Here is a 25,656-nt window from a genome sequence, read left to right as displayed (position 1 = left end):
TAGTTATTATAGTTAATACAAAAGACGCGATTCCTCGCGTCTCTTACTTTATTTATGCTAATTGTGGTTTTCTTCCTAGATCTCTCAAATGTTTGAAGTGAGATGCGATTGCCGCTCGAGTCGTTTTGAACTCGTGATACGGTAAGTTACATTCCGCTGCTGTTTGTTTTACAATTTCAGCAATTTTGTCGTAGTGTATATGACTAATGTTAGGGAAAATATGGTGTTCAATTTGGTGATTTAATCCACCAGTATAATAATTTACAATCCAGTTTTTTGGTGCGAAGTTAGCCGTTGTGAACAATTGGTGAATAGCCCAAGTGTTTTCGATTTCTCCGCTTTCATCTGGAATAGGATTAATAGTGTCTTCTACTACGTGAGCTAATTGGAATACTACACTTAAAATTAATCCAGCAGTATAATGCATCACTACGAAGCCTAAGATAACTTTCCACCAAGTAACTCCTAAAACCATTGGTAAAACTAACCAAATTGAAAAGTAGATTATTTTTGTAATCACTAATGTTGTCCAAAGAATGGTTGGTTTTTTGAATTCACCATATGATAAATTTCTTTTTAAGTAACGTTTCATTTGAAGGAAATCAGTTGTTATGGCCCAGTTGAACGTTAATAATCCGTATAAGAAAACAGAATAATAATGTTGGAATCTGTGGTGACTGTACCATTTAGCTGTTTTTGAAAAACGTAAAATTCTTCCCGCTTCTAAATCTTCATCGTGACCAATGATGTTGGTATACGTGTGGTGTAAAACATTGTGTTGAACTTGCCAGTTGTAAACATTTCCGGCTAAGATATAGATACTTCCACCCATTAATTTGTTTACCCAAGATTTGTTTGAATAAGCACCGTGATTACCATCGTGCATTACATTCATTCCAACGCCAGCCATTCCAATTCCAATTACCACGTTTAGCAATAAATAAGTCCAAAAAGGCATATCCATAGCTAATAGGAAGAAGTATGGTGTTAGGAAAAGACCAAACATCACAATGGTTTTCAAGTGAAGCTTCCAGTTTCCTGTTTTGTCAATTTTATTTTCTTTAAAATAATCGTTTACTCTTTTATTTAATGTTCTGAAAAATTTCAGATTATCTTCTTTTGAGAAAATCGGGGTTGTCGTACTCATAAATATTCTATTCAAATTTCGTCAAAGATAATTATTATAATTTTTTCATTTATGATATTCGTCATTTTTTATTCACCAAAAAGCGTATTTTTGTGCAAAATTTAACTAATGGAAGAGATTTTAAAGCAATTTCCTGATTTATCTGAGAATCAAATACTTCAGTTTCAAAAATTGCAATCGTTATATGAGGATTGGAATGCGAAAATTAATGTGATTTCAAGAAAAGATATCGACGAATTATACACGCGTCACGTTTTGCATTCGTTAGGAATTGCAAAAATTATCGAATTCCGTCCAGGTTCAAGAATTATGGATGTGGGAACTGGTGGTGGTTTTCCTGGAATTCCATTGGCGATTTTGCATCCAGAAGTTGATTTTTACTTGATTGATGTTATTGCGAAAAAAATTAAAGTAGTCAATGAAGTTGCTGCTGGTTTAGGATTAAAAAACGTAAAAGCCGAACAAAAACGTGCCGAATTAGTCAAACAAGAATTCGATTTCATAGTAAGTCGCGCGGTAACCAATATGCCTGATTTTGTAAGTTGGGTAGATGATAAAGTTTCGAAAAAACAAAATCACGAATTAGCCAACGGAATTTTATATTTAAAAGGTGGTGATTTAACCGAAGAATTAAAAGCTTTTCCAAAAGCAACAGAATATAATTTATCGGATTTCTTTACTGATGAATTTTTTGAAACTAAGAAAGTGGTGCATTTGCCTTTGAAGTATAAGAAATAAGAATTTCAGTAAATATTTTATGGAACAAGAAAATACATTTAGAACTAAATCAGGTTTTTGTCAAATATTATCAGAGAAAATCATTTTGACGCGAGATGGTGCTGTTGGTAAATTTTCTGAGTTCTTTGTTGGAGATAAAATTTCAAGGATTTTGGTTATTTATTCAATAATAGTTCTTTTTTTATTCTTTTTTGCTTTTAAAGCTTTTCAAGAGAATAAAATTGCTACGTTTCTATTTAATGGTTCTTTCGTAATTTATTTGTTATTCAAAATCAAGCAAAGTTTAAATTTTTCAGCAACTCCAATTATAGAGAGAAATAAAATTAAAGAAGTGAAATTTTATGATGCTAAATTTGGAGCGACTCGCTCAAGATTTGAAGTCATTTTTGAAGATGAGAAAGGAAATTTGAAAACTAGACTGATTTTATTGCCTGGATTATTAGATAATGGCGAATCTGAGACTAAAAAAGCTTTACAAATTATGAAAGCTGAAAAGTTGTTATAATTTTTAAATAATAAAATAAAAAAACCCGATTCTCAACTGAAAATCGGGTTTTTTATTTCTATTTCGTATTTTGAACTATCCTAAAAACGGATATTTATAATCTTCTGGTGTTACGAATGTTTCTTTGATAGTTCTAACAGAAGCCCAACGCAATAAGTTTTGAGATGAACCTGCTTTATCGTTAGTTCCTGAACCTCTTGCGCCTCCAAATGGTTGCATTCCTACAACAGCACCTGTTGGTTTATCGTTGATGTAGAAGTTTCCAGCGGCATTTTGTAAAGCCACTGTTGCTTCTTCCACCGCATAACGACATTGGCTAAATACTGCGCCTGTTAAAGCGTATTCTGAAGTTTCGTCAACTAATTTTAATGTTTCAGACCATTTTGCATCTTCGTAAATATAAATTGTAACTACTGGTCCGAATAATTCCGTACACATCGTATTGTATTTTGGATTTGTAGTTAAGATAACCGTTGGTTCAATGAAATATCCTTTTGATTTATCATAATTTCCACCCATGATTATTTCTGCATCGCTATCATTTTTAGCTTGGTCAATGTAGCGCGCTAATTTATCAAATGAAGCTTCTGAAATAACTGCTGTAATGAAATTACTCATATCTTCTGGAGAACCCATTTTCATCGATTTCAAATCAGCTTCTAATTTTGCTTGAACTGCTGGCCATAAACTTTGTGGTAAATAAACACGAGATGCAGCACTACATTTTTGCCCTTGGAATTCAAAAGCGCCACGAGCAATTCCTACTGCAACTTGCGCTGGATTTGCTGATGGATGAGCAATAATGAAATCTTTTCCACCTGTTTCTCCAACGATTCTTGGATATGTTTTGTAAGTAGCAATGTTGTTTCCGATAGTTTTCCAAATGTCATTGAAAACACCAGTTGAACCTGTAAAGTGAACTCCAGCTAAATGTGGACTTGATAAAACTACGTCAGAAACCATTCCAGAATCACCCATTACCATATTGATAACACCATCTGGTAAACCTGCTTCTTTGAAAACTTGCATGATTACATTAGCAGAATATACTTGTGTTGCAGCTGGTTTCCAAACTACAACATTCCCCATTAACGCAGCACTTGAAGGTAAGTTTCCAGCAATGGCAGTAAAGTTAAAAGGAGTAATTGCGTATACAAAACCTTCTAATGGTCTGTATTCAACACGGTTCCACATGTCTGATGTAGAGGCTGGTTGGTCTGCATATATTTTAGTCATGAATTCTACGTTGTAACGTAAGAAATCAATCAACTCACAAGCTGAATCAATTTCTGCTTGGTGAATTGTTTTTGATTGAGCAATCATAGTCGCTGCATTGATTTTAGCTCGGTAAGGACCTGCTAATAATTCAGCTGCTTTTAAGAAAATTCCAGCTCTGTTTTCCCACGCCATAGCTGCCCATTTTTTACGAGCTTCTAATGCTTCGGTGATTGCTTTTTCAACTAAGGCTCTGTCTGCTTGATGATAAACACCTACAATATGTTGATGATCATGTGGAGCTGACATTTTTTTGGTATCGCCCGTTTTAATTTCTTCGCTACCAATATATAAAGGAACTTCTACTTGAGAATTCCACATTTTTGTATAAGTTGCTGCAACGGCTGCTCTTTCAGGAGAACCTGGTGCGTACGATTTTACGGGTTCGTTAACCGCTTTTGGGACATTAAAAAATCCTTTTAACATGGTTTTGAATTTTAGCTTCGCTCAGTTTGGACAAAGTCCTTGAGTGAAAATTAGACAATTTTGTGTGTTGATTTACTGGTTTTTCGTAAACGAATACAAAAATACAAAGTATATTTTGAATAATCGATAACAAAAGTTACTTAGCTGAAATGAAAGTTAATTAATTGCAAAAGTAGCACTTAGCTTGAAAGTTGGGATAATTACTCTAAAGCTTCTAGTTGAGGTAAAGTTTACCATGTTGAAATAGCCTTTCATAGCGCCAATAGGAGAAGAAAGTAAGCATCCAGAAGAATACGTATAGCTTTCACCTGGTTTGATAACTGGTTTTTTTCCAATTACACCTTCGCCATCTACTACTTCAACATTGTTTAATGCGTCGTAAATTTCCCAATGACGTGTAGTTAATTGAACTGAATCTTTACTTTGATTTTCGATAGTAACATGATACGCAAAGGCAAAGTGAATCTTATAGTTTTTGAAGTAAGTACCTTCAAAACTAGTTAAAACTGAAATCTTTATGCCTTTTGTAATTTGACTTACCATATATTAAAATAGAATTATTCCTATGAGCATCATTATTAGGGTGCAAATCCCTAAGAATAAAAAGAATAGCGGATTCAAAATTAAGAATTTTAAAACTGTTATCCAACGGCTTTGTTGATAAAAATTTCTTAAAGATTTGTAGAAATAAATTGGGAATAAAAATGCAAATGAAATTCCAGCTATGAAGTTTGATAACGATTCACTTATAAAACTTATTAAATTGAAAATCATCATACATAAAAATATGAAAGTGAAAAAGGTGTAAGCAAAAACTAAATGTTCAGTGTAATTAATTTTTCTTGAATAAAAAACCAACCAAAACATAAGTGTTAGTATAGGTAAAGAAAGAAAAATAAAGAATGGAAGTTTTTGATAAAAGTAATCGAAAAGCTCTTCATAGATATTGTTAGATTTAAAAAGCTTTGCTTTATTACACATTGTATTGTATGTAAAGTTGTTTTCAAATCCTAACTCTTTCAGTGTTTGGTCATCTGATTTTTCTGGATATTTTAAGTGAAAATTTCTTAGCGAAGTTATGTAATAGACTAAAGGATCTAAATTCCGATTGATATTTTTATCGATAAAATCTTTGGTATAGATTGAGTCTTTGCTGTATTCAATTTTGTTTTTTAAAAGATTGTCTTTTATTGTTACGTTAGTATTTAATAATTTTAGAGCTGCACTGTCTTTTTTTATTTCTTCTTTAAATTGTTCTTTTGCTAATTCTTCTTTTGCGGTGTCAGAAGCAGGCGAGTTATCTCCTTCTGTTAAATTAAAAGTAATGAATAGAATTATCGAAACACTCAAAAACAAACGAAACGGATTGGCATATGTATGTCTTTTACCTTCGTTAAATTCGCGAGCTAAAGCACCTGGTTTTGTAAAAATCGAAATTATAGAATTGCGTAATCTAGAATCGTAAGCGTAAAAATTGGCAAAAAACTCTTCAATAAAATCTTTTATCGTTAACTTTTTTGTAGAATTTAATTGGCCGCAATGGTGACAATATTTTTCGCTTATGTCTAACGATGTTTCACAGTTGATACACTGAGTTCCTCTGTATTTTATGTCTTTTCTGCTCATTCTTAATTTCGGATAACTTCGCTGTTTGTGTTTGCAATTCCAATTACTCTATCGTATCGGTCGTTATTTCCTCTATAATATACAATTGCAGTATAATTATTTTCCGTTTGAAAGAAATTACCATCAACAGCATTTTCGTAATCTACTTTTCCAGATTTATCGGTAATAACGTATTGGTAATTGGTAAATCCTTGCTTTAATAAAATTGCTTTTTCGTACAATCCAGAATTTTTGTCGAATTCTAATTTATATTCATCAGTTAAAGCGTAATTGTTAAACATGCCAACCACATAAATGTTTTTATCTACTAAATTAGGCGTATTTAAAGCGAAGTAAACCCAAGAATAATCGGCTTCTATTTGTGAATTTGCAGTGTTGGCATTTTGAATAAAAAAGTTGCCATTAATATCAGGAAAATAGGTATAAGGTTGATTTTTTCGAGGTGTATTTACATACAAATAGGTGTTGTAAATGTTGTCTCCAGAAGTTACTTTTGCTACTGTGTTATTAGTTCCTCTGATTATTTTGTTGTCAATACTATAGGTTTCGTTACCAGCCCAAAATTGAGTTTCCTTATTATATCTGTAAATTAATTCTGAACCTAGAGTGTATTGTGGTTTAATGTTAGAAATACTGGTTTTCCAATTTCCATTTTGAAAAAGAGTAACTTTTACATTCTGAATCGGATTTTGTAGAATTCGATCACCATAATTTATTGTCATTTCGATGTTTTGCTTTCCGTCTAAACTGTCAAAATCTCTCGCTCTTCTTACCAAAAGTCCAACAGCAACTTGTTCTTCATAAATGATAACTCTACGAGAAAATACAATTTCGTTTTCATCATTTAAAACAGTAATCATATAATTTCCACTTTTCGTAATTTGATTAAATCTATTAGGAAAAACTTGTTTATAATGAGAATACAATTGAAGAGTATTGAAGGAGTTTTCGTAAGTAATGATGCGTTGGTTGTCTATTCCATTCAAATATTCTACTTTTCCTAAATCGGATGGTGCAGACCAGTCGTAATTATATTGCGTAATGGTGTAGTAATAATCAGCTTCGTCTCCGTATAAATCATCAAAACTCAATTCAAAAGTTTCTCCTAGTTTAAAAAAAGGAATAACATTATTACCATTTACACGAAATGAAATGGTTTTGATATTAAATGAAGGTTCTTGTTCAATTCCTGATTGTGAGAAAATAAATTGAAAAAAGAAAAAAGAAATTATGAGTGCAATTTTGTTCATTTTATTCCTATAAAGACGTAAAAATAGTAAAACTTTAGGTACAAACGCAATTCCTTTTAATTTATTAGTAATTTATAATTTAGAATAATTATAAATAAACCAAATCTCCGCCTTTATTTTTGGTAAGGTGCTATGTATTTGATTAAATTTGCACGTTTTATAGTAAATTTTTTAACAATCATATCTTCAAAAATATGTCAAAAGACATTCGAATTAAAAAAGGTTTAGACCTTAAGTTGAAGGGTGAAGCGGCTCATAAGATAGCTGATACCACTCGCTCGAAAGTCTATGCTGTTAAACCTTCTGACTTCCACGGAGTAACTCCGAAAATGGTAGTAAAAGAAGGAGATAACGTTAAAGCGGGAGAAGTAATTTTCTATTCTAAATCAGATGAGAAAGTTAAGTTTGTTGCTCCTGTAAGCGGAAAAATTCAAGAAATCAAACGTGGTGAAAAAAGAGTCATTTTAGAGATTCTTATTGCTGCTGATTCTCAAGATGTTTTCGTTGAGCATAGCAAGAAAAATCCTAACGATTTATCAACAGAAGAAGTAAAAGCACATTTGTTAGCTTCAGGTTGTTGGCCATTTATCAATCAGCGTCCGTATGATGTGATTGCTAATTCAGCTGATTCGCCTAAAGCTATTTTTATTTCGGCTTATGCAACTGCTCCTTTGGCGGCAGATGTTGAGTTTGTTTTAGAAAACAAGTTGCAAGCTTTTCAAACTGGTATCGATGCTTTAGCAAAATTAACATCAGGAAAAGTTCATTTATCTGTTAAAGGTAAAGGGAAATCAATTTTCAAAGACGTTAAAGGAGTTTCTTTACACCAAGTGTACGGACCGCATCCTGCTGGAAATGTTGGCGTTCAAATTGGAAAAATTTCGCCTATAAATGCAGGTGAGAGAGTTTGGACAGTAACACCTCAAGATGTTGCAACAATTGGTGAATTATTTTTAACTGGAAAATTCAATGCTACAAGAACTGTGGCTTTGGTAGGTTCTGAAGTTAAAGACGCTCAATACTATAATGTAATTTCGGGTGCTGCTATTGCCGATTTAGTTGCTGGTAAAATTGAAGGAGATAACGTAAGAGTTATTTCTGGAGACGTTTTAACTGGTACTAAAGTAAAAATGGATGGAAATTTAGGTTTCTTAAGCAATACAGTAACTGTTATTCCTGAAGGAAATGTTTACAGAATGTTTGGATGGATGCCATTCGCTTCTCCAAGTGTTCACAGTGCATCAAGAACAGGGTTATCATGGTTAATGCCAGGTAAAAAATATGCACCTAACACCAATTTAAATGGTGAAGAAAGAGCTTTAGTTGTAACAGGAGAAATGGAAGCAGTAATGCCTCTAGATATTTTTCCAATGCAATTATTAAAAGCTTGTTTGGCAAGTGATATCGATAAAATGGAAAGCTTAGGAATTTACGAAGTAGCTCCAGAAGATTTTGCTTTGATTGATTATACTAACACATCTAAATTAGAAGCGCAACAAATCATTCGTGAAGCTCTTGATTTAATGATTAAAGAAGTAGGATAATAGCTATGAAGTTTTTAAGAGATAAAATAGACCAAATTAAAAAGCCTTTTGAGAAAGGGCAAAAATTTGAAAAATTCGCACCTGCTATCAATGCATTAGATACATTTTTATATGTGCCTAATCATACTACAAAGCATGGAGCTCATATTAGAGATGCTGTAGATTTAAAGAGAACCATGATTACTGTGGTTTTAGCTTTAGTTCCAGCATTATTATTCGGAATTTATAATGCAGGTTACCAACACTTTATTCAATTGAACGATGGTGTTTTACCTTCATTTATGGATATCTTTTTACACGGATTGTGGAAAGTGTTACCAATGATTATTGTATCTTATGCAGTAGGATTAGGTATTGAATTTGCTTTTGCAATTTTTAGAGGTCACGAAGTTAACGAAGGATATTTAGTATCTGGTTTGTTAATTCCAATGGTTATGCCAGTTGACTTACCTTTATGGATGTTAGCTATTTCAGTAGCTTTTGCAGTTATAATTGGTAAAGAAGCTTTTGGTGGAACTGGAATGAACATTTTTAACCCAGCTTTATTAGCGCGTGCTTTTGCATTCTTTGCTTATCCTACATTTATGTCGGGAGATAAAATTTGGGTTAGTGAGGCAAGTACTACTGATGCAATTTCAGGAGAAACTATCTTGGGTTCATTAGCACAAGGAAAAGAAGTAGCTTATTCTACTATGGATATGTTCTTAGGATTTATTCCAGGTTCTATTGGGGAAACTTCAGTTTTAGCTATCTTAATTGGTGCATTTATTTTGATTGCAACAGGAGTTGGTAGTTGGAAAATTATGGTTTCTGGAGTAGTGGGAGCAGCATTAACAGCAATGATGTTCAACGCTGTTGGTTTAACTGCTTTAATGAACTTTGATTGGACAAATCATTTAGTAGTTGGAGGTTTTGCTTTTGGTATTGTATTCATGGCAACTGATCCAGTTTCTGCAGCTCAAACTGATAAAGGAAAAATCATCTACGGTTTATTAATAGGATTCTTTAGTATTATGATTAGAGTTTTCAATCCAGCTTACCCAGAAGGAGTAATGTTAGCTATCTTATTAATGAACACTTTAGCGCCAACAATTGATTATTTCGTAGTAAATGGAAACATTTCTAAGAGAAAGAAAAGATTGGCTAAGTCTAAACAATTAAAATCTGCATAGTCATGAATAGAGAAAGTAACGGATATACATTTTTGTTTGCGACTGTTATGGTGGTGTTAGTAGCTTCTGCATTAGCATTTGCTGCAACGGCACTTAAGCCAAATCAAGAAGCGAACATTAAGAAAGAGAAAATGCAGTACATTCTAAAATCGTTTGGAGTAGCTGTAGAAAGAGACGCTTCTGAAGAAGCATACAAAAAGCACATCATTAGTGAAGTAGTTTTTGATGAGAATGGAATCGAAATTAGTAAAGATGCTTTTACAGTTGATATCGCTAAAGAAAAAGGAAAATTTCCAATTTTCAATGCTGAAAAAGACGGTAAAAAATTCTATGTTATTCCTGTAAGAGGAATGGGATTATGGGATGCTATCTGGTGTTATGTTTCTGTTGACGAAAACTTAAAAGTAGACGGTATTGTGTTTGATCACAAAGCAGAAACTCCTGGTTTAGGTGGAGAAATAACGCAAGATTATTTCCAAAAAAGTTTTATTGGTGAGAATGTATTTGATGCTAACGGAAACTTACAAGGTTTAAAAGTAGTTAAAGGATATACAGGAAAAGACAACAAAGCTGATGGTGAAGTGGACGCAATTTCTGGAGCAACTTTAACAGGTAATGGTGTAACTGAAATGTTAGTTAGAGGTTTAAAACCATATGAAAAATATTTAAAATCTAATAAAAAATAATCGTCATGGCAGATAACAACAAAGAAGGATTATTTTCAAAAAGTAATATTAAATTAATTACGAATCCATTTAATGACGATAACCCAGTAACGGTTCAGGTATTAGGTATTTGTTCAGCTTTAGCGGTAACAGTTCAAATGAAAAATGCCTTTGTAATGGCACTTTCAGTAACTGCGGTAGTAGCTTTTGGTAACGTAATTGTATCATTATTAAGAAATTTAATTCCAAGTAGAATCCGTATCATTGTTCAGTTGGTTGTAGCAGCAGCTTTAGTAATCTTGGTTGACCAGGTTTTAAAAGCGTATGCGTATGATATCAGCAAACAATTATCAGTATTCGTAGGATTAATTATTACAAACTGTATCTTAATGGGACGTTTTGAAGCATTTGCTTTAGGAAACAAACCATGGCCTTCTTTCTTAGATGGTTTAGGAAACGGTTTAGGATATGGAATCATTTTATTGGTAGTTGCATTTTTTAGAGAATTATTTGGTTCAGGAAAATTATTCGGAATCGAAATTCTTGGAAACTCTGTTGAAAAAACAGGTTTGTATGCTACAGGATATGTTAATAACGGATTCATGTTATTAGCTCCAATGGCCTTAGTTATGGTAGGTATCGTAATTTGGGTACAAAGAGGAATTAACAAGAAATTAATCGAGAAAAAATAATAGCTATGTTTGAATATATCAATATATTTTTAAAATCAGTTTTCATTGATAACATGATTTTTGCATACTTCTTAGGAATGTGTTCATTTTTGGCCGTTTCTAAAAAAGTATCAACAGCTATAGGTCTTGGTATTGCTGTAATATTTGTACAAGTAATTACTGTTCCTTTAAACTATTTAATTTATCATTATGTTTTAGGTGCTGGTGCATTAGCTTGGTTAGATCCATCATTCGCAGAATTAGATTTAAGCTTTTTAACTTTCATTTTATTCATTGCTTCTGTAGCAACAATGGTACAGTTAGTGGAAATGATTGTTGAGAAATTTGCACCTTCATTATACAACTCATTAGGTATCTTTTTACCACTTATTGCAGTAAACTGTGCTATCTTAGGTGGTTCATTATTTATGCAACAAAGAGTTGATGGTGGAACATATTCTTCATTAGGTCATGTAATAACTTTCGGTTTTGCATCGGGTTTTGGTTGGTTAATTGCAATTGTTGCATTAGCAGCTATCCGTGAAAAAATGGAATATTCTAACGTATTAGCGCCGCTAAGAGGTTTGGGTATTACTTTTATCTTAACAGGTTTAATGGCTATTGGTTTTATGAGTTTTGGTGGTATCGACATCAATGCTTTAAATAAAAAACCGCAAGAAAAAGTAGTAACTCCAGCTCCAGCTGTTGTTGAAACTCCTGTGGTTGATTCAGTTCAAGTAGCTGTAGATTCTGTAAAAGTAGATTCAACTCAAGTAGTTAAATAATAGTATAACATTAAAAATTGAACTCATGTTTAGTATAACAGAATTAATTACATATTCAATTTTAGCTTTCTTAGTGCTTATTTTACTAATGGTGTTTATGCTATTATACGCTAAATCAAAGTTGGTAAACTCAGGTGCAGTAAAGATTAAAATTAACGGTGAAAACGAAATCGAAGTAGGTGGAGGAAGTACGCTTTTAACTACTTTAGGAAATAGTAAAATCTTCTTACCATCAGCTTGTGGTGGTGGAGGTTCTTGTTTACAATGTAAATGTAAAGTATTAGAAGGTGGTGGTGAACCATTACCAACAGAAATACCTAACTTTTCACGTAAAGAATTAGCAGACGGATGGAGATTAGGATGTCAAGTTAAAGTAAAACAAGACATGGTAATTGAAGTGCCAGAAGAAATTTTTGGTATCAAAAAATTCGAAGCAAAAGTATATTCTAACTACAACGTAGCTTCTTTCATTAAAGAATTTATCGTTGAGTTGCCAGAAGATATGCACTACGAAGCTGGTGGATATATCCAAATTGAAATCCCTAAATGTGAAGTAAAATTCTCAGATATGGATATTATGGCGCACCCAGAAGAACATCCTAGTGATCCTGAAAAATTCAAAGCGGAATGGGATAAGTTCAAATTATGGCCATTAGTTATGAAAAATGACGAATTGGTTGAAAGAGCTTACTCTATGGCTTCTTACCCAGCAGAAGGAAGAAAAATTATGTTGAACGTTCGTATTGCAACTCCTCCTTTTGATAGAGCTACAAACGATTGGATGAAAGTAAATCCAGGTATTGCTTCTTCATACGTTTTCTCAAGAAAAGCAGGTGATCCAGTAGTAGTTTCTGGACCTTACGGAGAATTCTTCATCAACGAATCAGAAGCAGAAATGTTGTACGTAGGTGGTGGAGCTGGTATGGCGCCAATGCGTTCGCACTTATATCACTTATTCCGTACAGTTAAAACAGGAAGAAAAGTTACGTATTGGTACGGAGGTCGTTCTAAACGTGAATTGTTCTACACAGACCATTTCAGAGCGTTAGAGAAAGATTTCCCTAACTTTAAATTCTATTTGGCTTTATCAGAACCACAGCCAGAAGATAACTGGAAAGTGAAAGAAGGAATCGACGGAGAAGGTGACGGATTCGTAGGATTTATTCACAATGTGGTAATTGATAATTATTTATCAAAACATGATAATCCTGAAGATATTGAATTGTATTTCTGTGGACCCCCAATGATGAACAAAGCAGTTCAAAAAATGGGTGAAGACTTCGGTTTAGATCCAGAAAACATTAGATTTGACGACTTTGGAGGTTAATCCAAATTTTAAATACCAAAACCGATTCAGAAATGAGTCGGTTTTTTTATGCTTTCAAATAGAATAACTACCTTTGTATCATGGAACCATTATCACTTCAAGACTTACATCATTTGGCCATGAATCACGTGGGAAAAGAACTCGAAAAACAAGGATTTGAGTTCATTGCTATTAACAGCCAATTGAAAAAACATCCACAATTTGTTTGTGTTGATAAACCTACGAATACTTTACATTTTGTGATGGTGCAAGCCGTTACGTATCCTGATAATCCTGCCGAATACGATGTGTTGTTTATGGAAACCTTCATCAATCACGCTAAAGGGAAAAAAGCTAAAGTGCTTTATGCTGGAGTTGGTTTTGCCAATGCAAATGATTTCGAAAAGCCCGTTTTAAAAAATCAAGATTATATTTTAAATTATGAAGGAATTAAAGAGATTTTGTAGTTTTTTGGTTGTAGCTGTGTTATTAGTTTCATGTGATAAAGCCACAGATTTTCATATCATTCAAGGTGAAGCACAGGGAAGTACCTATTCTATAAAATATATTGCATCAGAAGAAAAAGTAACTAAAAATCAAATCGATTCGTTGTTAACTGCTTTCGATTTGTCGCTTTCAACGTATCGTCCAGATTCTAAAATTTCTAAAATCAATTCAGGAGATTCAACGATTGTAGTCGATGATTTTTTTACAGAAACGTTTCAACTTTCAAATCTAATTTATAAAGAAACTAATGGTTTGTTTGATCCAACTATTGGTGTTTTGGTGAATGCTTACGGATTCGGTCCGAATAAAAAACAACAAAATTTATCTCAAAAACAAATAGATAGTTTGTTGCAATTTGTAGGTTTTGATAAGATTGCTTTAAATTCAAATAAAACCATTTCAAAAAAGCATCAAGAAACTTTTATCGATTTTAATGCAATTGCACAAGGTTATTCCGTTGACGTGGTCGTAAATTATTTAAAATCGAAAGGAATTGAAAATGCTATTGTTGAAATTGGCGGTGAATTATTCGCTTTAGGAAAAAACACGATTGAAAATAAGAATTGGGTAGTAGGAATCGATGATCCTTTACAAAAACCTGAAGAGCGTACTTTAATTGCCAAAGTAAATTTAGAAAACTTAGGAATGGCAACTTCAGGTAATTATCGTAAAGTAATGATTGACGAAGTTACAGGGAATAAATTCGTACACATCATTAATCCAAAAACAGGATTGGCACAAAAAAACAATGTATTAAGCGCTACAGTTTTATCTAAATCTTCTGCTATTTCTGATGGTTATGCAACTGCTTTCATGTTAATGAGTTTAGAGGAAAGTAAAGTATTCTTGCAAAAACATCCAGAATTGTATGTAATGCTTTTGTACTCAGATTCTGACAATAAAATGCAACAATTTACTACAGAAAATTTCAATTCTTTAATTATAGACTAATTCCAAATAAGAAAATAATTGTTAAAACTTGCATAATAAACTTTTGATTTTGTAGTTATAAAGATAATTTTATCCAAACAAAATCAAATTTTATGAAGAAATTTCAATTTTCCATTTCTTTATTGCTTTTCGTTCCAGCGTTTCTTTTTGCGCAGGACTTTAAGCTAGAAGATCCAATTCCGACCGATCCAAATGTAAAAATCGGTAAACTTTCAAACGGATTAACCTATTACATCCGTAAAAATGCAAAACCAGAAGATAAGGTAGATTTGCGCTTAGTTGTTAATGCAGGTTCTATTCAAGAAACAGATGAGCAACAAGGATTAGCACACTTTATGGAGCACATGTGTTTCAATGGAACAAAACGATTTCCTAAAAATGAATTGGTAAATTACCTTCAAAGTATTGGAGTTAAGTTTGGGCAACACTTAAATGCTTACACCAGTTTTGATGAAACGGTTTACTTTTTACCAATCCCTTCAGATGATAAAGAAAAAGTAGAAAAAGGGTTTCAAATTATCGAAGATTGGGCATTCAATACGACGTTAACTCCAGAAGAAATTGATAAAGAAAGAGGAGTTGTTTTAGAAGAATATCGTTTAGGTTTAGGTGCCGACAAAAGAATGATGGGACGTTTTATGCCAAAAATGATGTATAATTCGTTATACGCAAAACGTCTTCCTATTGGTCAAAAAGAAATTTTAGAAAACTTTACATACGATAAATTAACTAGTTTTTATAAAGACTGGTATCGTCCTAATTTAATGGCGGTAATTGTTGTGGGTGATATTGATGTTGCCGAAATGGAGCAAAAAATTATTGCTCATTTTGGAAAATATAAAAATCCTAAAAAGCAAAAAGAAAGAAAAACGTTTGATGTTCCTAATCATAAAGAAACTTTTGTTTCTGTAGAATCGGATAAAGAAGCGGCATTTGCTCAAGTGCAATTGTTGTATAAAGATTATGAAGAGCCTAAGAAAGTTACTACTCTTGGTGATTTTAAAGAATATCTTGCAAAAGGACTTTTTTCTACTATGTTAAATAATAGATTAGAAGAGTTACAAAACAGTCCGAATCCTCCTTTTAACTTTGGTTATACTTACCATGGTGGTACTTTTGCAAGAACAAAAGAAGCTTTTCAGTCTTTTGCTATGGTGGCGCAAGACAAACAATTAGAAGCTTTAAAAGTTTTAGTAAAAGAGAATGAAAGAGTGAAACAATTTGGATTTACGCAAGGCGAATTAGATAGAGCAAAAGCCGAATTTTTATCACAAATCGAAAGACAATATAACGAGAGAGAAAAGAATGAATCTGAGAATTATGTTTCAGAATATCAGGCAAATTTCCTTGAAAAAGAACCAATACCTAGTATCGAATGGACATTCGATGTGTTCAAAAAAATGTTGCCTTTAGTAAGTGTTGAAGAAACAAACGGATTAATTGCAAAATATTTAAAAGAAGACAACCGAGTTGTAATTTTAACAGGTCCAGAAAAAGATGGATTGGTTAAGCCAACTGAGCAAGAAGTTTTAAATTCATTAACAGTAAACAAAAATGAATTAACAGCTTACACAGAAACGAAAGTATCTGAAAGTTTATTGAGAAATCAGGTTAAAGAAGGAAGTGTAGTTTCAAAAGAAAGCAATGCGAAATTAGGAACAACTACTTTAAAACTTTCAAATGGAGCAACTGTAGTTTACAAGAAAACCGATTTTAAAAACGATCAAGTAATGTTTGAAGCGGTAAGTTTTGGAGGTTCAAATTTATTTTCAAACGATGAAATGGCAAAAGTTTCATTAGCAATGGGTGGTTTGTCTGAAGCAGGTTTTTCGGGAATGTCTAAAAACGATATCAATAAATTCATGACTGGAAAAATCGCAAGAGTAAATCCTTATGTTGGTGGAGTTTATGAAGGATTAAACGGCTCTTCAACTCCAAAAGATTTAGAGTATTTATTCCAAATGACTTATGCTTATTTCACTGATTTGAATTTAGATAAAGATGCTTTTGCTGGTTTTATTTCAAAGCAAAAAGGTTTTATGGCGAACATGATGTCGCAACCTGCTACTTATTTTTCAAATGAATTTTATACGTATTTGAATAAAGAAAATCCAAGATATAAAGGGTTTCCAAAAGAAGAAGATTTTGATAAAGCGGATTATGAATTAGCTTATAAAAAATACAAAGAGCGTTTTGCAAATGCAGCTGATTTTAATTTCTACTTTGTTGGAAATTTTGATGAAGCTCAATTGGAAGCTTTTGCGGCGAAATATATTGCTTCATTGCCTTCGGATAAGAATACTAAAGAAAGTGCGAAAGATTTAGGATACAGAATGCTTAATGGTTCACACAAAAAAGTGGTAAACAAAGGTAAAGATCCAAAAAGTACCGTGAACATCATGATTTATGGCGATACAAAATACGATGCTAAAGAAGCATTTGCTTTCAAAGCATTAGGTGAAGTATTGACAATTAAATTAGTAGAAGAACTAAGAGAAAATGAAAGTGGTGTTTATGGAGTAGGAGCAAGAGGAAGTATAAATAAAGTACCTTACGGAAGTTATAATTTCTCAATTTCTTTCCCTTGTGGACCTGAAAATGCTGAAAAACTTACAGAATCTGCATTAAGAGAATTAAACAAAATGATTACTAACGGTCCAGAACAAAAAGATTTGGATAAATTTAAAGAAGCGTCAAGATTAGAATACAAAGAAAGCTTGAAAGATAACAGATATTGGATGGCAATTTTAAAACGTCAATATACAGATGGTGTTAATCCTGAAGAAGTATTTGAATTTGAAGCTAAATTGAATGCGTTGACTATTAAAGAGCTTCAAGATGTGGCTAAGAAATATTTATCAAAAGATAAAGTAATTGGTATATTAATGCCTGAAGAATAAATAGGTTTTTATTAAATTCAAAATCCCGCAATTGTAATGATTGCGGGATTTTTTTATTTATAACAAACCGGAATAATTTCTCCTTTTGCTAAACAATATTTTTCTACTAATTCGGGAGCAATTGTTTTGGTGTAATCTACTTCTTCTACTTTAAAACCAATGCTTCTTAGTTTATCAAAGTAATCTCTTCCGTAAACTCTAACGTGATCATATTGTCCGAAGATTTTAGCTCTTTCTTTTGGGTCAGTTATCGAATCATCTGCAAAAGTGGTAGCTCTTGATAAATCTTGTGGAATTTGAAAGATTCCCATTCCGCCTGGTCTTAAAACACGATATAATTCTTGCATAGCTTTCGTGTCATCTGGAATATGCTCCAAAACGTGATTACACAAAATCATATCATATGAGTTATCTTCAAAAGGTAAATTACAAATATCTGCTTTTACATCTGCCAAAGGCGAAAATAAATCGGTAGTTGTGTAATCTAAATTTGATTGTTTTTTAAAACGCTTGTAAAATTCTTGTTCAGGCGCAAAGTGTAATACTTTTTTTGGAGCGGTAAAAAAATCGGTTTCGTTTTGTAAATACAACCACAACAAGCGGTGTCTTTCCAATGAAAGCGTACTTGGTGATAATACATTGTTTCGTTGTGTTCCATAGCCATAAGGTAAAAACATGCGAAAGCTTTTGCCATCAATCGGATCCGTAAAACGACTTCCCTTTAATAAAAAAGCCAAAATAGGACGCACTACAATACTCAATCGAATCAATATCGGACGAGGAATAGTGTTTAATATAAGTTTAAAAAGTTTTTTCATTTCATTAAAGTTATGGCGTATATAATTCCAAATAGAAGAGAAAATGCGATTATTATACCTATGTATAATCCAAAGAAAAGCAGTAGGTATTTAATTCCGGAAGCAATACTTTGTTTTAAATTTTGATTATATAATTCTTTAAAAGCATAAAGTGTAAAAAATATGAATAAAAACAAAAATAGTATAGAATAAGTACCAAAACTCATTCCTAACATATTTACTAAAATAACTTGTAATACTAATGATATAAACCCTAAGTTTGTTTGTAAGTAACTATTAAATACCAAATGTTCGAAGAAATTATGACCTCTTTTATTGAATATAATGTAACTAGTCAGGGCATATATAGGGATTAACAACAACACAAAAAAGTTGTAATAACTCATTAATGTTTCCATATAACCTTTCATGTCTATTTTAGGGACATTACTTGAGGAATTTGTCGAATTATAGCCTTTTGTAAAACCTTCTGAATAATCCATGATTATTTCCATTGGGAAAAATTTATAGAAAAAAACAGCTATCGTAGCATATAAAATTATATAGGAAAAAGGATGAAAATATTTTTTTCTGGCACCAGAAATATAGGCTGCTAATACATCTTTAGGATTTTTAAACAAACCAAAGAAAGTTCTCCAAAAATTATTATCCCAACTAAAAAAAGGACCAATAAATTCTTCCCAAGTTCCTTTTAATGAAAGTCTGTCATCAACTATTTTAGCACCACAATTTGAACAGTATTGTGCGGTGTTTTCATAAGGATTATTGCAAGTTTTACAATTCATACATTAAAAGAGTTTGTTATAATATTAATGGTTTTTGTCTCAACCCATCTTCTTCGTTACTCACAATTCCTAAAGCATCATAGATGTAAGCAAAAGTGGATAACAATTCAGGTTTTCCGTTTACAATGGCAACATCGTGTTCAAAATGTGCACTTGGCTTTCCGTCGGCTGTTGTAATTGTCCAGCCGTCTTTATGTTGTTTGATGTTTTTGGTTCCCATATTAATCATCGGTTCGATTGCGATAACCATTCCGTTGACTAATTTTTTTCCACGACCTCGTTTTCCGTAATTTGGAACTTCTGGATCTTCGTGCATTTTTCTCCCTAAACCGTGTCCGCATAATTCACGAACTACACCATAACCATGACTTTCGCAGTATTGTTGAATTGCATGTCCGATATCTTCTACACGATTGCCCACTTTAGTTTCGCGAATTCCAACGTATAAAGATTCTTTGGTAACTTGAAGTAGTTTTTTAGTTTCTGGAGCAACTTCACCTACTTCAAAAGTGTACGCATGATCGCCATAAAAACCATTTTTAAAAGCACCACAGTCTACCGAAATGATATCGCCATCTTGCAATGGAACATTGTTCGGAATACCATGAACTACTTGTGTGTTTGGACTCATACATAGCGAGTTTGGGAATCCGTACATTCCTAAAAATGCAGGCTCAGCTCCGTGCGAACGAAGAAAATCTTCTGCTAATTTATCTAAATATAAAGTAGTAACGCCAGGTTTAATTTCCTTAGCAATCATTCCTAATGTTTTCGAAACAATCAAAGCACTTTCGCGCATCAATTCTATTTCTTCTAAGGTTTTAATTACGATCATAATGCAAAATTTCGAGGCAAAAATACAAATTCAAGTTCAATTTCAATTTCAAGAATAACTTTAATTTTAAATCTCAAACTATTATGTGATAATTCGGACATCTAACTTCTAAATTTAAAATGAGAATTATCATATTTTATGCTTAAATTCCAACATAAATTTGCAGTATAAATTTCATTAGGTATGGGAAAATATGTAACCGCAGCGGAAGCTGTACAAGTAGTAAAAAGTGGCGACAGAGTTTATGTTCAAGCCGCGGCAGCTACACCAACAATCTTAACAAAAGCATTAACCGATAGAGCTTCTGAGCTTAGAAATGTAGAAGTTTGCCATTTACACACCGAAGGCGATGCGCCTTATGCTAATCCTGAATTAGCTGAAAGTTTTCACGTGAATTCTTTTTTTATTGGAGCTAATGTTCGTCATACGTTAAAAGCGGGAAATGGTTCGTATACACCGGTTTTTTTGAGTGAATTACCATTATTGTTTCGTAAAAATGTAGTAAAATTAGATGTGGCATTTATACATGTTTCGCCTCCAGATAGTCATGGTTATTGTTCGTTAGGTGTTTCGGTTGAAGCTTCGGTAGCAGCTATTGAAAATGCGAAAATTGTTATTGCTCAAGTGAATCCACAAATGCCAAGAACTTTTGGAGATGGAATTCTGCATGTTTCGGAAATAGATTATTTAGTAGAAGTTAATGTGCCAATTTTTGCTCATGAAGTAACCCCATTTACATCTGAAGAAGAAAAAATCGGAACTTATGTTGCTTCTTTAATTGAAGATAAAAGTACACTTCAAATGGGAATTGGTTCTATTCCAAATGCAGCTTTGAGTAAGTTAACCAATCATAAAGATTTAGGATTACATACAGAAATGTTTTCTGATGGTGTTATCGATTTAATAGAAAATGATGTCATTAATTGTAATTATAAAGGAACTTTAAGAGGTAGAGCATTGGCAACATTTTTAATGGGTTCGAAACGTTTGTATGATTTTGTAGATGATAATCCGTTTATAGAAATGAAAGAATCGTCTATGGTAAATGATACTGCTCGTATACGTAGAAATCCAAGAATGGTTGCTATTAATTCGGCTATAGAAGTAGATTTAACAGGTCAAGTTTGTGCCGATTCTATCGGAAGTACTATGTATTCTGGAGTTGGAGGACAAATGGATTTTATTCGGGGAGCATCATTAAGTGAAGGTGGAAAAGCAATTATTGCTCTGCCTTCGATTACTAAAAGAGGTGAAAGTAGAATTGTGCCTTATTTAAAACAAGGAGCTGGTGTTGTAACTACTAGAGCACACGCCCATTACATTATCACCGAAAATGGTATTGCTGATTTATATGGAAAAACTTTAAAACAAAGAGTTAAAGAGTTAGTAAGAATTGCACATCCAAATCATCAAGAAGCAGTAGAACGTGCTTACTATGAAATGACAGGTTGTAAATAAATAAGAACTAAACTATAGAAAGGGACAATCGAATGGTTGTCCTTTTTTGTTGAAAAATTTCTATAAAATTAAAAAATTATCAAAAAACTAACTTTTTGATTTTGAATTTTTTAGCTAATAAGGCTTGTTTTTGAAAATAAACCAAACTTTAACCTTTTGGCAACATTAAATAGTCTACCTTTGTAAGGAATTAAATTTTTCATAGATGAACATTTTTGTAGGAAGTCTTCCTTTCAGTGTAGAGGAAGCAGATTTAAGAGGTTATTTTGAAGAGTATGGAGCTGTTGAATCAGTTAAAATTATCTCTGACAAATTTACCGGAAGAAGTAAAGGATTTGGATTTGTTGAAATGGCTAATGATGCTGAGGCTCAAAAAGCAATCGACGAATTAAACGGTGGAACTATCGAAGGTAGAAAAATCGTTGTTAACAAATCTGAACCAAAACCAGAAGGCGAAAGAAGAAGCTTCGATCGTAACGCTGGTGGAAGTAGAGGCGGTTACTCTAACAATAGAGATAACAACTCAAGAGGTCGTTACTAATATATTTTTTGGATATAAAACGAAAAAAAGCCTTCGCATTGCGAAGGCTTTTTTATTGCTCTATTTTTTCATTTATCGGATTAAACTAAAATGTCCTTTAAATTCTTTAGTAATATTATTTTTTGTGTATTCAATTGTAAACCAATAATCTGTTGATGGTAATAGTTCATTGTTGAATGTTCCATTCCATCCATTGCCATTCGGGTCAATTTGTTTGATTAACTTTCCATAGCGATCAAAAATTCTTATGATTGCCAAATCTAAAGCGCTACTTCCTTTAATATTCCATGTATCATTGTAGCCATCTCCGTTTGGAGTAAAATAATTAGGATAATCTACAATAGTAAATGTTGCACTAACATCGCCACAACCAAATTTATTGATAACGGTTAAAGTATAGTCGCCGCCAGGAATGTTAGTAAACACATTACTTGACTGAAAATATGTTCCATCAATCGAATATAAATAATCGTTAGATGTTGGAGTTACGATTGCTGTTACTGTATTATCCGTTCCAAAAGCGATTAATTCATTTGGGTTAATTGTAACGGAATTAGGTACTATCGAATTTTGTGTGCTAAGATTAAATGTAGACGAACAATTGGCTGCATTAGAAATGTTAGTAACCACTACCGAATATTGTCCAACAGTTGAAGTGGTAAATGAAGTACCTGTTTGTCCAATAATTTCATTTCCAGCTACTGCATCATGACCATTGTACCATTGAAAAGTGTAATCTGTGCTGTTTAATTGCGTTTTTATTTCAACAGGATATGTAATATTATTTAGTTGGTCAATACAAATAGTGTACGGTTCGTTTAAAAGATAATTTACCGGATAAGGTCTAACATATAAGTCCAATTCCAATATTTTAAAACAAGCAACTCCAGTTTCGCTATCAATATTAGTTCTGCTATTTAATCGAACATATATTTTTTGAAAATTGATAGTTGTATTTAAGAAATTACTTGGTGTAGTTATACGATTTGTATTCGCGTTTGCTAAAGCATCTGGTAATTCTGTATAATATCTAAAATTTATTGTATTAATTGGTGTCGAACCAGCCATCTCAATTTCTCTAGAAGTCAAATCAAAATAGTCAAAACCAGAATCGTTACATAATTCCATTTGAGTTGGATTAGAATTGCTTCCAGGTAATGCCATTACTACAAGATTTAAAGTAGTAAATGCTTCACAAGAATTATTAGTAGCATCAACAACTTTACAAATTATAGTTGCTGTGGAACTTGTGTAATTATCAGGTGTTGCAATCGGATTATTTGCTAGTACGTCAGCATTATTAGCATAAAACGTAACTTGATAGTTTAAATTCCCATTAGTGATTTGATTAATTCTACTATTTAAATCAAAAGTAGCCGTCACATCACCACAATGACGAATAGGTGAAGGTTGTACAATAATTGGATTTGGGAAAACCGTAATAGTAAAGTTTATAATTGAAGTACATCCAGTTAGTGTATCAAATAAACGAGCAAAAATTGTGCGATTTCCTAATGTCAATGGAAGAGGAATATTTTTATTTATAACAAAAACATTGTCTCTCGCATTATCAAAAGTATTGAAATAAGAAACAGTAACAGAAGGATTTTGTCCTGCTAAAGCTTCACCATCCTTAGCGTTCAATAAAAACGAATCTAAAAGACAAACGGATTCATTATCTACAATATTTTGTAATGGCGCTTGTGTAACAATAACTTCAAAAGTACCAATTCCTTCACAACTTTGCGTTGTATTTGAAATTACTCTAGTGAAAACAGTTGTAGTTCCAACTGGAATTTGGCTTAAATTAGTCAATCCGTTTAAACCCGTTGAGGCATCAGATGTATTCAAATGAAAAGAAATACTTACATCTGAACTCGCAAAATAAGTGTTTTTAATTAAGATACGTTGAGCATCAAAATTTACAAACCCATAGTTTTGATTGATTTCTGGACAAACAGCTGGAATATTTGGATAGTTAGCAACACTTGTTGGATTAATTTGAAGCACAAAACTACCAACACCCACCGAAGTACAATTTGGAGTCACATTTTCATTTATCGCTTTTACATAAACGGTTTGTAAAAATGGAGATGTAGTATTAACATGATTCGTAGGATTAGTTATTAACTGTGTTAGTCCAGCGTCAGCATAGAAATTAAGGGTTAATCCAGGAGTGTTATTCGTAAAATAATTATAAAGTTGTAATAAGTTAGTTTCAGCAATTCCATCAAGAGTATTGTTGATGTAGTCACATTGTTCTAAAGTAGTTAAAACCGAATTAATTACAGGTAAAGCATTAATAGTAATTGAAACTGAATTTGAGGTATTTGTACAAGTTCCTTGTTCGGTGGTTTCTAAATAATATTGTACCGTAGTATTAAGTGTTTGATTAAATTTAGTTACGGTATAAGTCGAATTATTTGCTCCAGTTATGGCAATTCCATCTCTAAACCATTGATAAGTTAATCCAGAATTTATACTTGCATTTGCATTTGATGAAGTAATAATATAGGTGTCTTCTTCGCAAATTGTAGTATCTGTTGCAATTTGAATGTTAGGATTAGCAATGATTCGTATTACATTTGAATCTGTTTCCGAGCAAGGTGTATTGATAACTTTTACAAAGTAGTCCCCTGGAAGAGTTGGAGTAAACGTATTTGTTGTAGCTCCATTTATAAGGGTGTTATTCCGATACCATTGATAACTTAAAACATCAATAGTAGCATTTAAATCCGCATTATTAATAATATTTGATGATAATATTGGGTTCGAATTCAAGCAAACGGTATTAGAATTTGAAATACTAACATCAGGTTTTACATGAAATTTTAAATTAGCTTCTGATTCACTCACTCTTAAACCAGTTAAGTTTCCTGTCGGATTTACTGTAATGTCATAAGCTGTTGTAACTACTTTATAAATGCCGCTTTCTGAAACAATTAAACTGTTGGTTGAAGTTGTTGAATTAGAAACTGCATTGATTTGAATATTATCTTTAAACCAAGTGTAATTAAATCTTAAGTTAGTAGGAACGCCCGGAAAATCAGAAATATCTATTGTAGCTACTATTTCTTTAGTATCAGGTTTGCAATAGTCTAAATTGGTTAAAAGAGAACCATCAGTGTTGTTTAAGGTTACTGAAGATAAAAAATCACAATTGGTACTTCCTGAACCTCCCGTTTGTGAAACAGTAATGTTTCCAGCCTGACCAGAATAATTATCAATTACAATTACATATAAATCTCCAGCATTACTATTTGGAATGCTTACAGTTTCAACATTGTCTGGTAAGTAACTACAATCTACTTCATTAGTAGTGTTTAATTGATTACAAATGTTGTTTAAGTTTTGAAAAGGTCCCCATAATACAAAATCAACATCGGTACCATTACCCGCTAAATTTTGTTGACTAATTTGTAGTGTAACATCTCCTGGGGTGTCAATTTCAATAAAAAACCAGGTAGGACCAACATATTGTGTTGGAATACAGGTTGAAGTAAAACTTTCTCCATTTCCACCAGTAGAGCTGCTAAAAGGAATACTTGTTGCACAAGATTGATATGCTGCAGGATTAGCCGCCAATTCAGCACAAGATGATGCGCCTCCTTGACTATATGTTTTTAAACTAAAAAACAGAAAGAAAATTAATAAAATAGAAACAGTTTTTTTCATGATACTTGTTTGGGGTTGCTAATTTATTAATTTTTATGCAGAAAGTTATAAAATCAACAGATTTACTCTGTTTGAC

Annotated in this window: 22 protein-coding genes; 13 read left to right on the top strand and 9 right to left on the bottom strand. The window is 32.5% G+C overall.

The genetic code is table 11. From position 1 onward, the window contains the following. Positions 1–52 precede the first annotated feature (52 nt). Positions 53–1,147: a fatty acid desaturase family protein gene (locus tag C8D80_RS05685; RefSeq protein ID WP_133608286.1), complete on the bottom strand. Its 1,095-nt coding sequence runs from the start codon at positions 1,145–1,147 to the stop codon at positions 53–55. Positions 1,148–1,255: 108 nt separating this feature from the next. On the opposite strand from C8D80_RS05685, the gene rsmG reads away from it, so the two are divergent. Together rsmG and C8D80_RS05675 are read left to right on the top strand one after the other, a co-directional pair. Then, positions 1,256–1,885 carry a 16S rRNA (guanine(527)-N(7))-methyltransferase RsmG gene (gene rsmG / locus C8D80_RS05680; protein WP_133608284.1) on the top strand — a complete coding sequence of 210 codons (630 nt, stop codon included), beginning with the start codon at positions 1,256–1,258 and terminating at the stop codon, positions 1,883–1,885. Between the two features lie 19 nt (positions 1,886–1,904). After that, positions 1,905–2,390 (top strand): phosphoribosylaminoimidazolesuccinocarboxamide synthase, encoded by a 486-nt coding sequence (locus C8D80_RS05675; protein WP_133608281.1) that lies wholly within the window; start codon positions 1,905–1,907, stop codon positions 2,388–2,390. Positions 2,391–2,465: 75 nt separating this feature from the next. On the opposite strand, the gene pruA is transcribed toward C8D80_RS05675, so the two are convergent. The 4 genes from pruA to C8D80_RS05655 form a co-directional block, all read right to left on the bottom strand. Next, positions 2,466–4,091, bottom strand: a complete 1,626-nt coding sequence (gene pruA, locus C8D80_RS05670; RefSeq protein ID WP_133608279.1) for an L-glutamate gamma-semialdehyde dehydrogenase — start codon at positions 4,089–4,091, stop codon at positions 2,466–2,468. A gap of 156 nt (positions 4,092–4,247) precedes the next feature. After that, positions 4,248–4,634, bottom strand: a complete 387-nt coding sequence (apaG, locus tag C8D80_RS05665) for a Co2+/Mg2+ efflux protein ApaG (protein ID WP_133608277.1) — start codon at positions 4,632–4,634, stop codon at positions 4,248–4,250. A 3-nt stretch (positions 4,635–4,637) separates the two neighbouring features. Next, positions 4,638–5,717: a DUF3667 domain-containing protein gene (locus C8D80_RS05660; RefSeq protein ID WP_133608275.1), complete on the bottom strand. Its 1,080-nt coding sequence runs from the start codon at positions 5,715–5,717 to the stop codon at positions 4,638–4,640. Between the two features lie 2 nt (positions 5,718–5,719). After that, entirely contained in the window at positions 5,720–6,967 is a 1,248-nt protein-coding gene (locus C8D80_RS05655; protein WP_133608273.1) for a type IX secretion system plug protein, read from the bottom strand. A gap of 194 nt (positions 6,968–7,161) precedes the next feature. Here C8D80_RS05655 and C8D80_RS05650 point away from each other — a divergent pair, with 194 nt between their 5' ends. From C8D80_RS05650 to C8D80_RS05610, 9 genes are all read left to right on the top strand, one after another. Next, positions 7,162–8,511 (top strand): Na(+)-translocating NADH-quinone reductase subunit A, encoded by a 1,350-nt coding sequence (locus C8D80_RS05650; protein WP_133608270.1) that lies wholly within the window; start codon positions 7,162–7,164, stop codon positions 8,509–8,511. A gap of 5 nt (positions 8,512–8,516) precedes the next feature. Further along, entirely contained in the window at positions 8,517–9,683 is a 1,167-nt protein-coding gene (locus C8D80_RS05645; protein WP_133608268.1) for an NADH:ubiquinone reductase (Na(+)-transporting) subunit B, read from the top strand. A 2-nt stretch (positions 9,684–9,685) separates the two neighbouring features. After that, complete coding sequence (gene nqrC, locus C8D80_RS05640; protein WP_133608266.1) at positions 9,686–10,369, top strand: NADH:ubiquinone reductase (Na(+)-transporting) subunit C; 684 nt, start codon at positions 9,686–9,688, stop codon at positions 10,367–10,369. 5 nt (positions 10,370–10,374) lie between these two features. Next, a complete protein-coding gene (locus tag C8D80_RS05635; protein ID WP_133608264.1) occupies positions 10,375–11,040 on the top strand; it encodes an NADH:ubiquinone reductase (Na(+)-transporting) subunit D in 666 nt (221 codons plus the stop codon). Between the two features lie 5 nt (positions 11,041–11,045). After that, positions 11,046–11,804 carry an NADH:ubiquinone reductase (Na(+)-transporting) subunit E gene (gene nqrE, locus C8D80_RS05630; protein WP_133608262.1) on the top strand — a complete coding sequence of 253 codons (759 nt, stop codon included), beginning with the start codon at positions 11,046–11,048 and terminating at the stop codon, positions 11,802–11,804. A 25-nt stretch (positions 11,805–11,829) separates the two neighbouring features. Then, entirely contained in the window at positions 11,830–13,131 is a 1,302-nt protein-coding gene (nqrF, locus tag C8D80_RS05625; RefSeq protein WP_133608260.1) for an NADH:ubiquinone reductase (Na(+)-transporting) subunit F, read from the top strand. Positions 13,132–13,211: 80 nt separating this feature from the next. Further along, a complete protein-coding gene (locus C8D80_RS05620; RefSeq protein ID WP_133608258.1) occupies positions 13,212–13,577 on the top strand; it encodes a Na(+)-translocating NADH-quinone reductase subunit F in 366 nt (121 codons plus the stop codon). After that, positions 13,552–14,568 (top strand): FAD:protein FMN transferase, encoded by a 1,017-nt coding sequence (locus C8D80_RS05615; protein WP_133608256.1) that lies wholly within the window; start codon positions 13,552–13,554, stop codon positions 14,566–14,568. Before C8D80_RS05620 ends, C8D80_RS05615 begins: the two co-directional genes overlap by 26 nt. A gap of 92 nt (positions 14,569–14,660) precedes the next feature. Next, a complete protein-coding gene (locus C8D80_RS05610; protein ID WP_133608254.1) occupies positions 14,661–17,468 on the top strand; it encodes a M16 family metallopeptidase in 2,808 nt (935 codons plus the stop codon). A 53-nt stretch (positions 17,469–17,521) separates the two neighbouring features. Here the strand turns inward: C8D80_RS05610 and C8D80_RS05605 are convergent, their stop codons facing one another. Genes C8D80_RS05605 through map form a run of 3 tightly spaced genes read right to left on the bottom strand, consistent with a single transcriptional unit; the run spans position 17,522 to position 19,906 of the window. After that, on the bottom strand, positions 17,522–18,286 hold the full coding sequence (locus C8D80_RS05605; RefSeq protein WP_133608252.1) for a class I SAM-dependent methyltransferase: 765 nt from the start codon (positions 18,284–18,286) through the stop codon (positions 17,522–17,524). Beyond that, positions 18,283–19,071 carry a DUF3667 domain-containing protein gene (locus tag C8D80_RS05600; protein WP_133608250.1) on the bottom strand — a complete coding sequence of 263 codons (789 nt, stop codon included), beginning with the start codon at positions 19,069–19,071 and terminating at the stop codon, positions 18,283–18,285. The genes C8D80_RS05605 and C8D80_RS05600 overlap by 4 nt, the downstream gene beginning before the upstream one ends. Positions 19,072–19,087: 16 nt before the next feature. Further along, a complete protein-coding gene (gene map / locus C8D80_RS05595; protein ID WP_133608248.1) occupies positions 19,088–19,906 on the bottom strand; it encodes a type I methionyl aminopeptidase in 819 nt (272 codons plus the stop codon). A 183-nt stretch (positions 19,907–20,089) separates the two neighbouring features. Between map and C8D80_RS05590 the strand changes: the two genes are divergently transcribed. Then, entirely contained in the window at positions 20,090–21,364 is a 1,275-nt protein-coding gene (locus C8D80_RS05590; protein ID WP_133608246.1) for an acetyl-CoA hydrolase/transferase family protein, read from the top strand. Positions 21,365–21,569: 205 nt separating this feature from the next. Then, positions 21,570–21,905 (top strand): RNA recognition motif domain-containing protein, encoded by a 336-nt coding sequence (locus tag C8D80_RS05585; protein WP_026724257.1) that lies wholly within the window; start codon positions 21,570–21,572, stop codon positions 21,903–21,905. Between the two features lie 72 nt (positions 21,906–21,977). On the opposite strand, the gene C8D80_RS05580 is transcribed toward C8D80_RS05585, so the two are convergent. After that, on the bottom strand, positions 21,978–25,580 hold the full coding sequence (locus tag C8D80_RS05580; RefSeq protein ID WP_133608244.1) for a T9SS type B sorting domain-containing protein: 3,603 nt from the start codon (positions 25,578–25,580) through the stop codon (positions 21,978–21,980). Positions 25,581–25,656: the final 76 nt, after the last annotated feature.

Origin of the sequence: Flavobacterium cheniae, from assembly GCF_004363695.1 — a bacterium.
Classification (GTDB): Bacteria; Bacteroidota; Bacteroidia; order Flavobacteriales; family Flavobacteriaceae; genus Flavobacterium; species Flavobacterium cheniae.
Note: the sequence above shows the minus strand (reverse complement) of the source record. Positions and strands in the feature narration are given on the sequence as shown.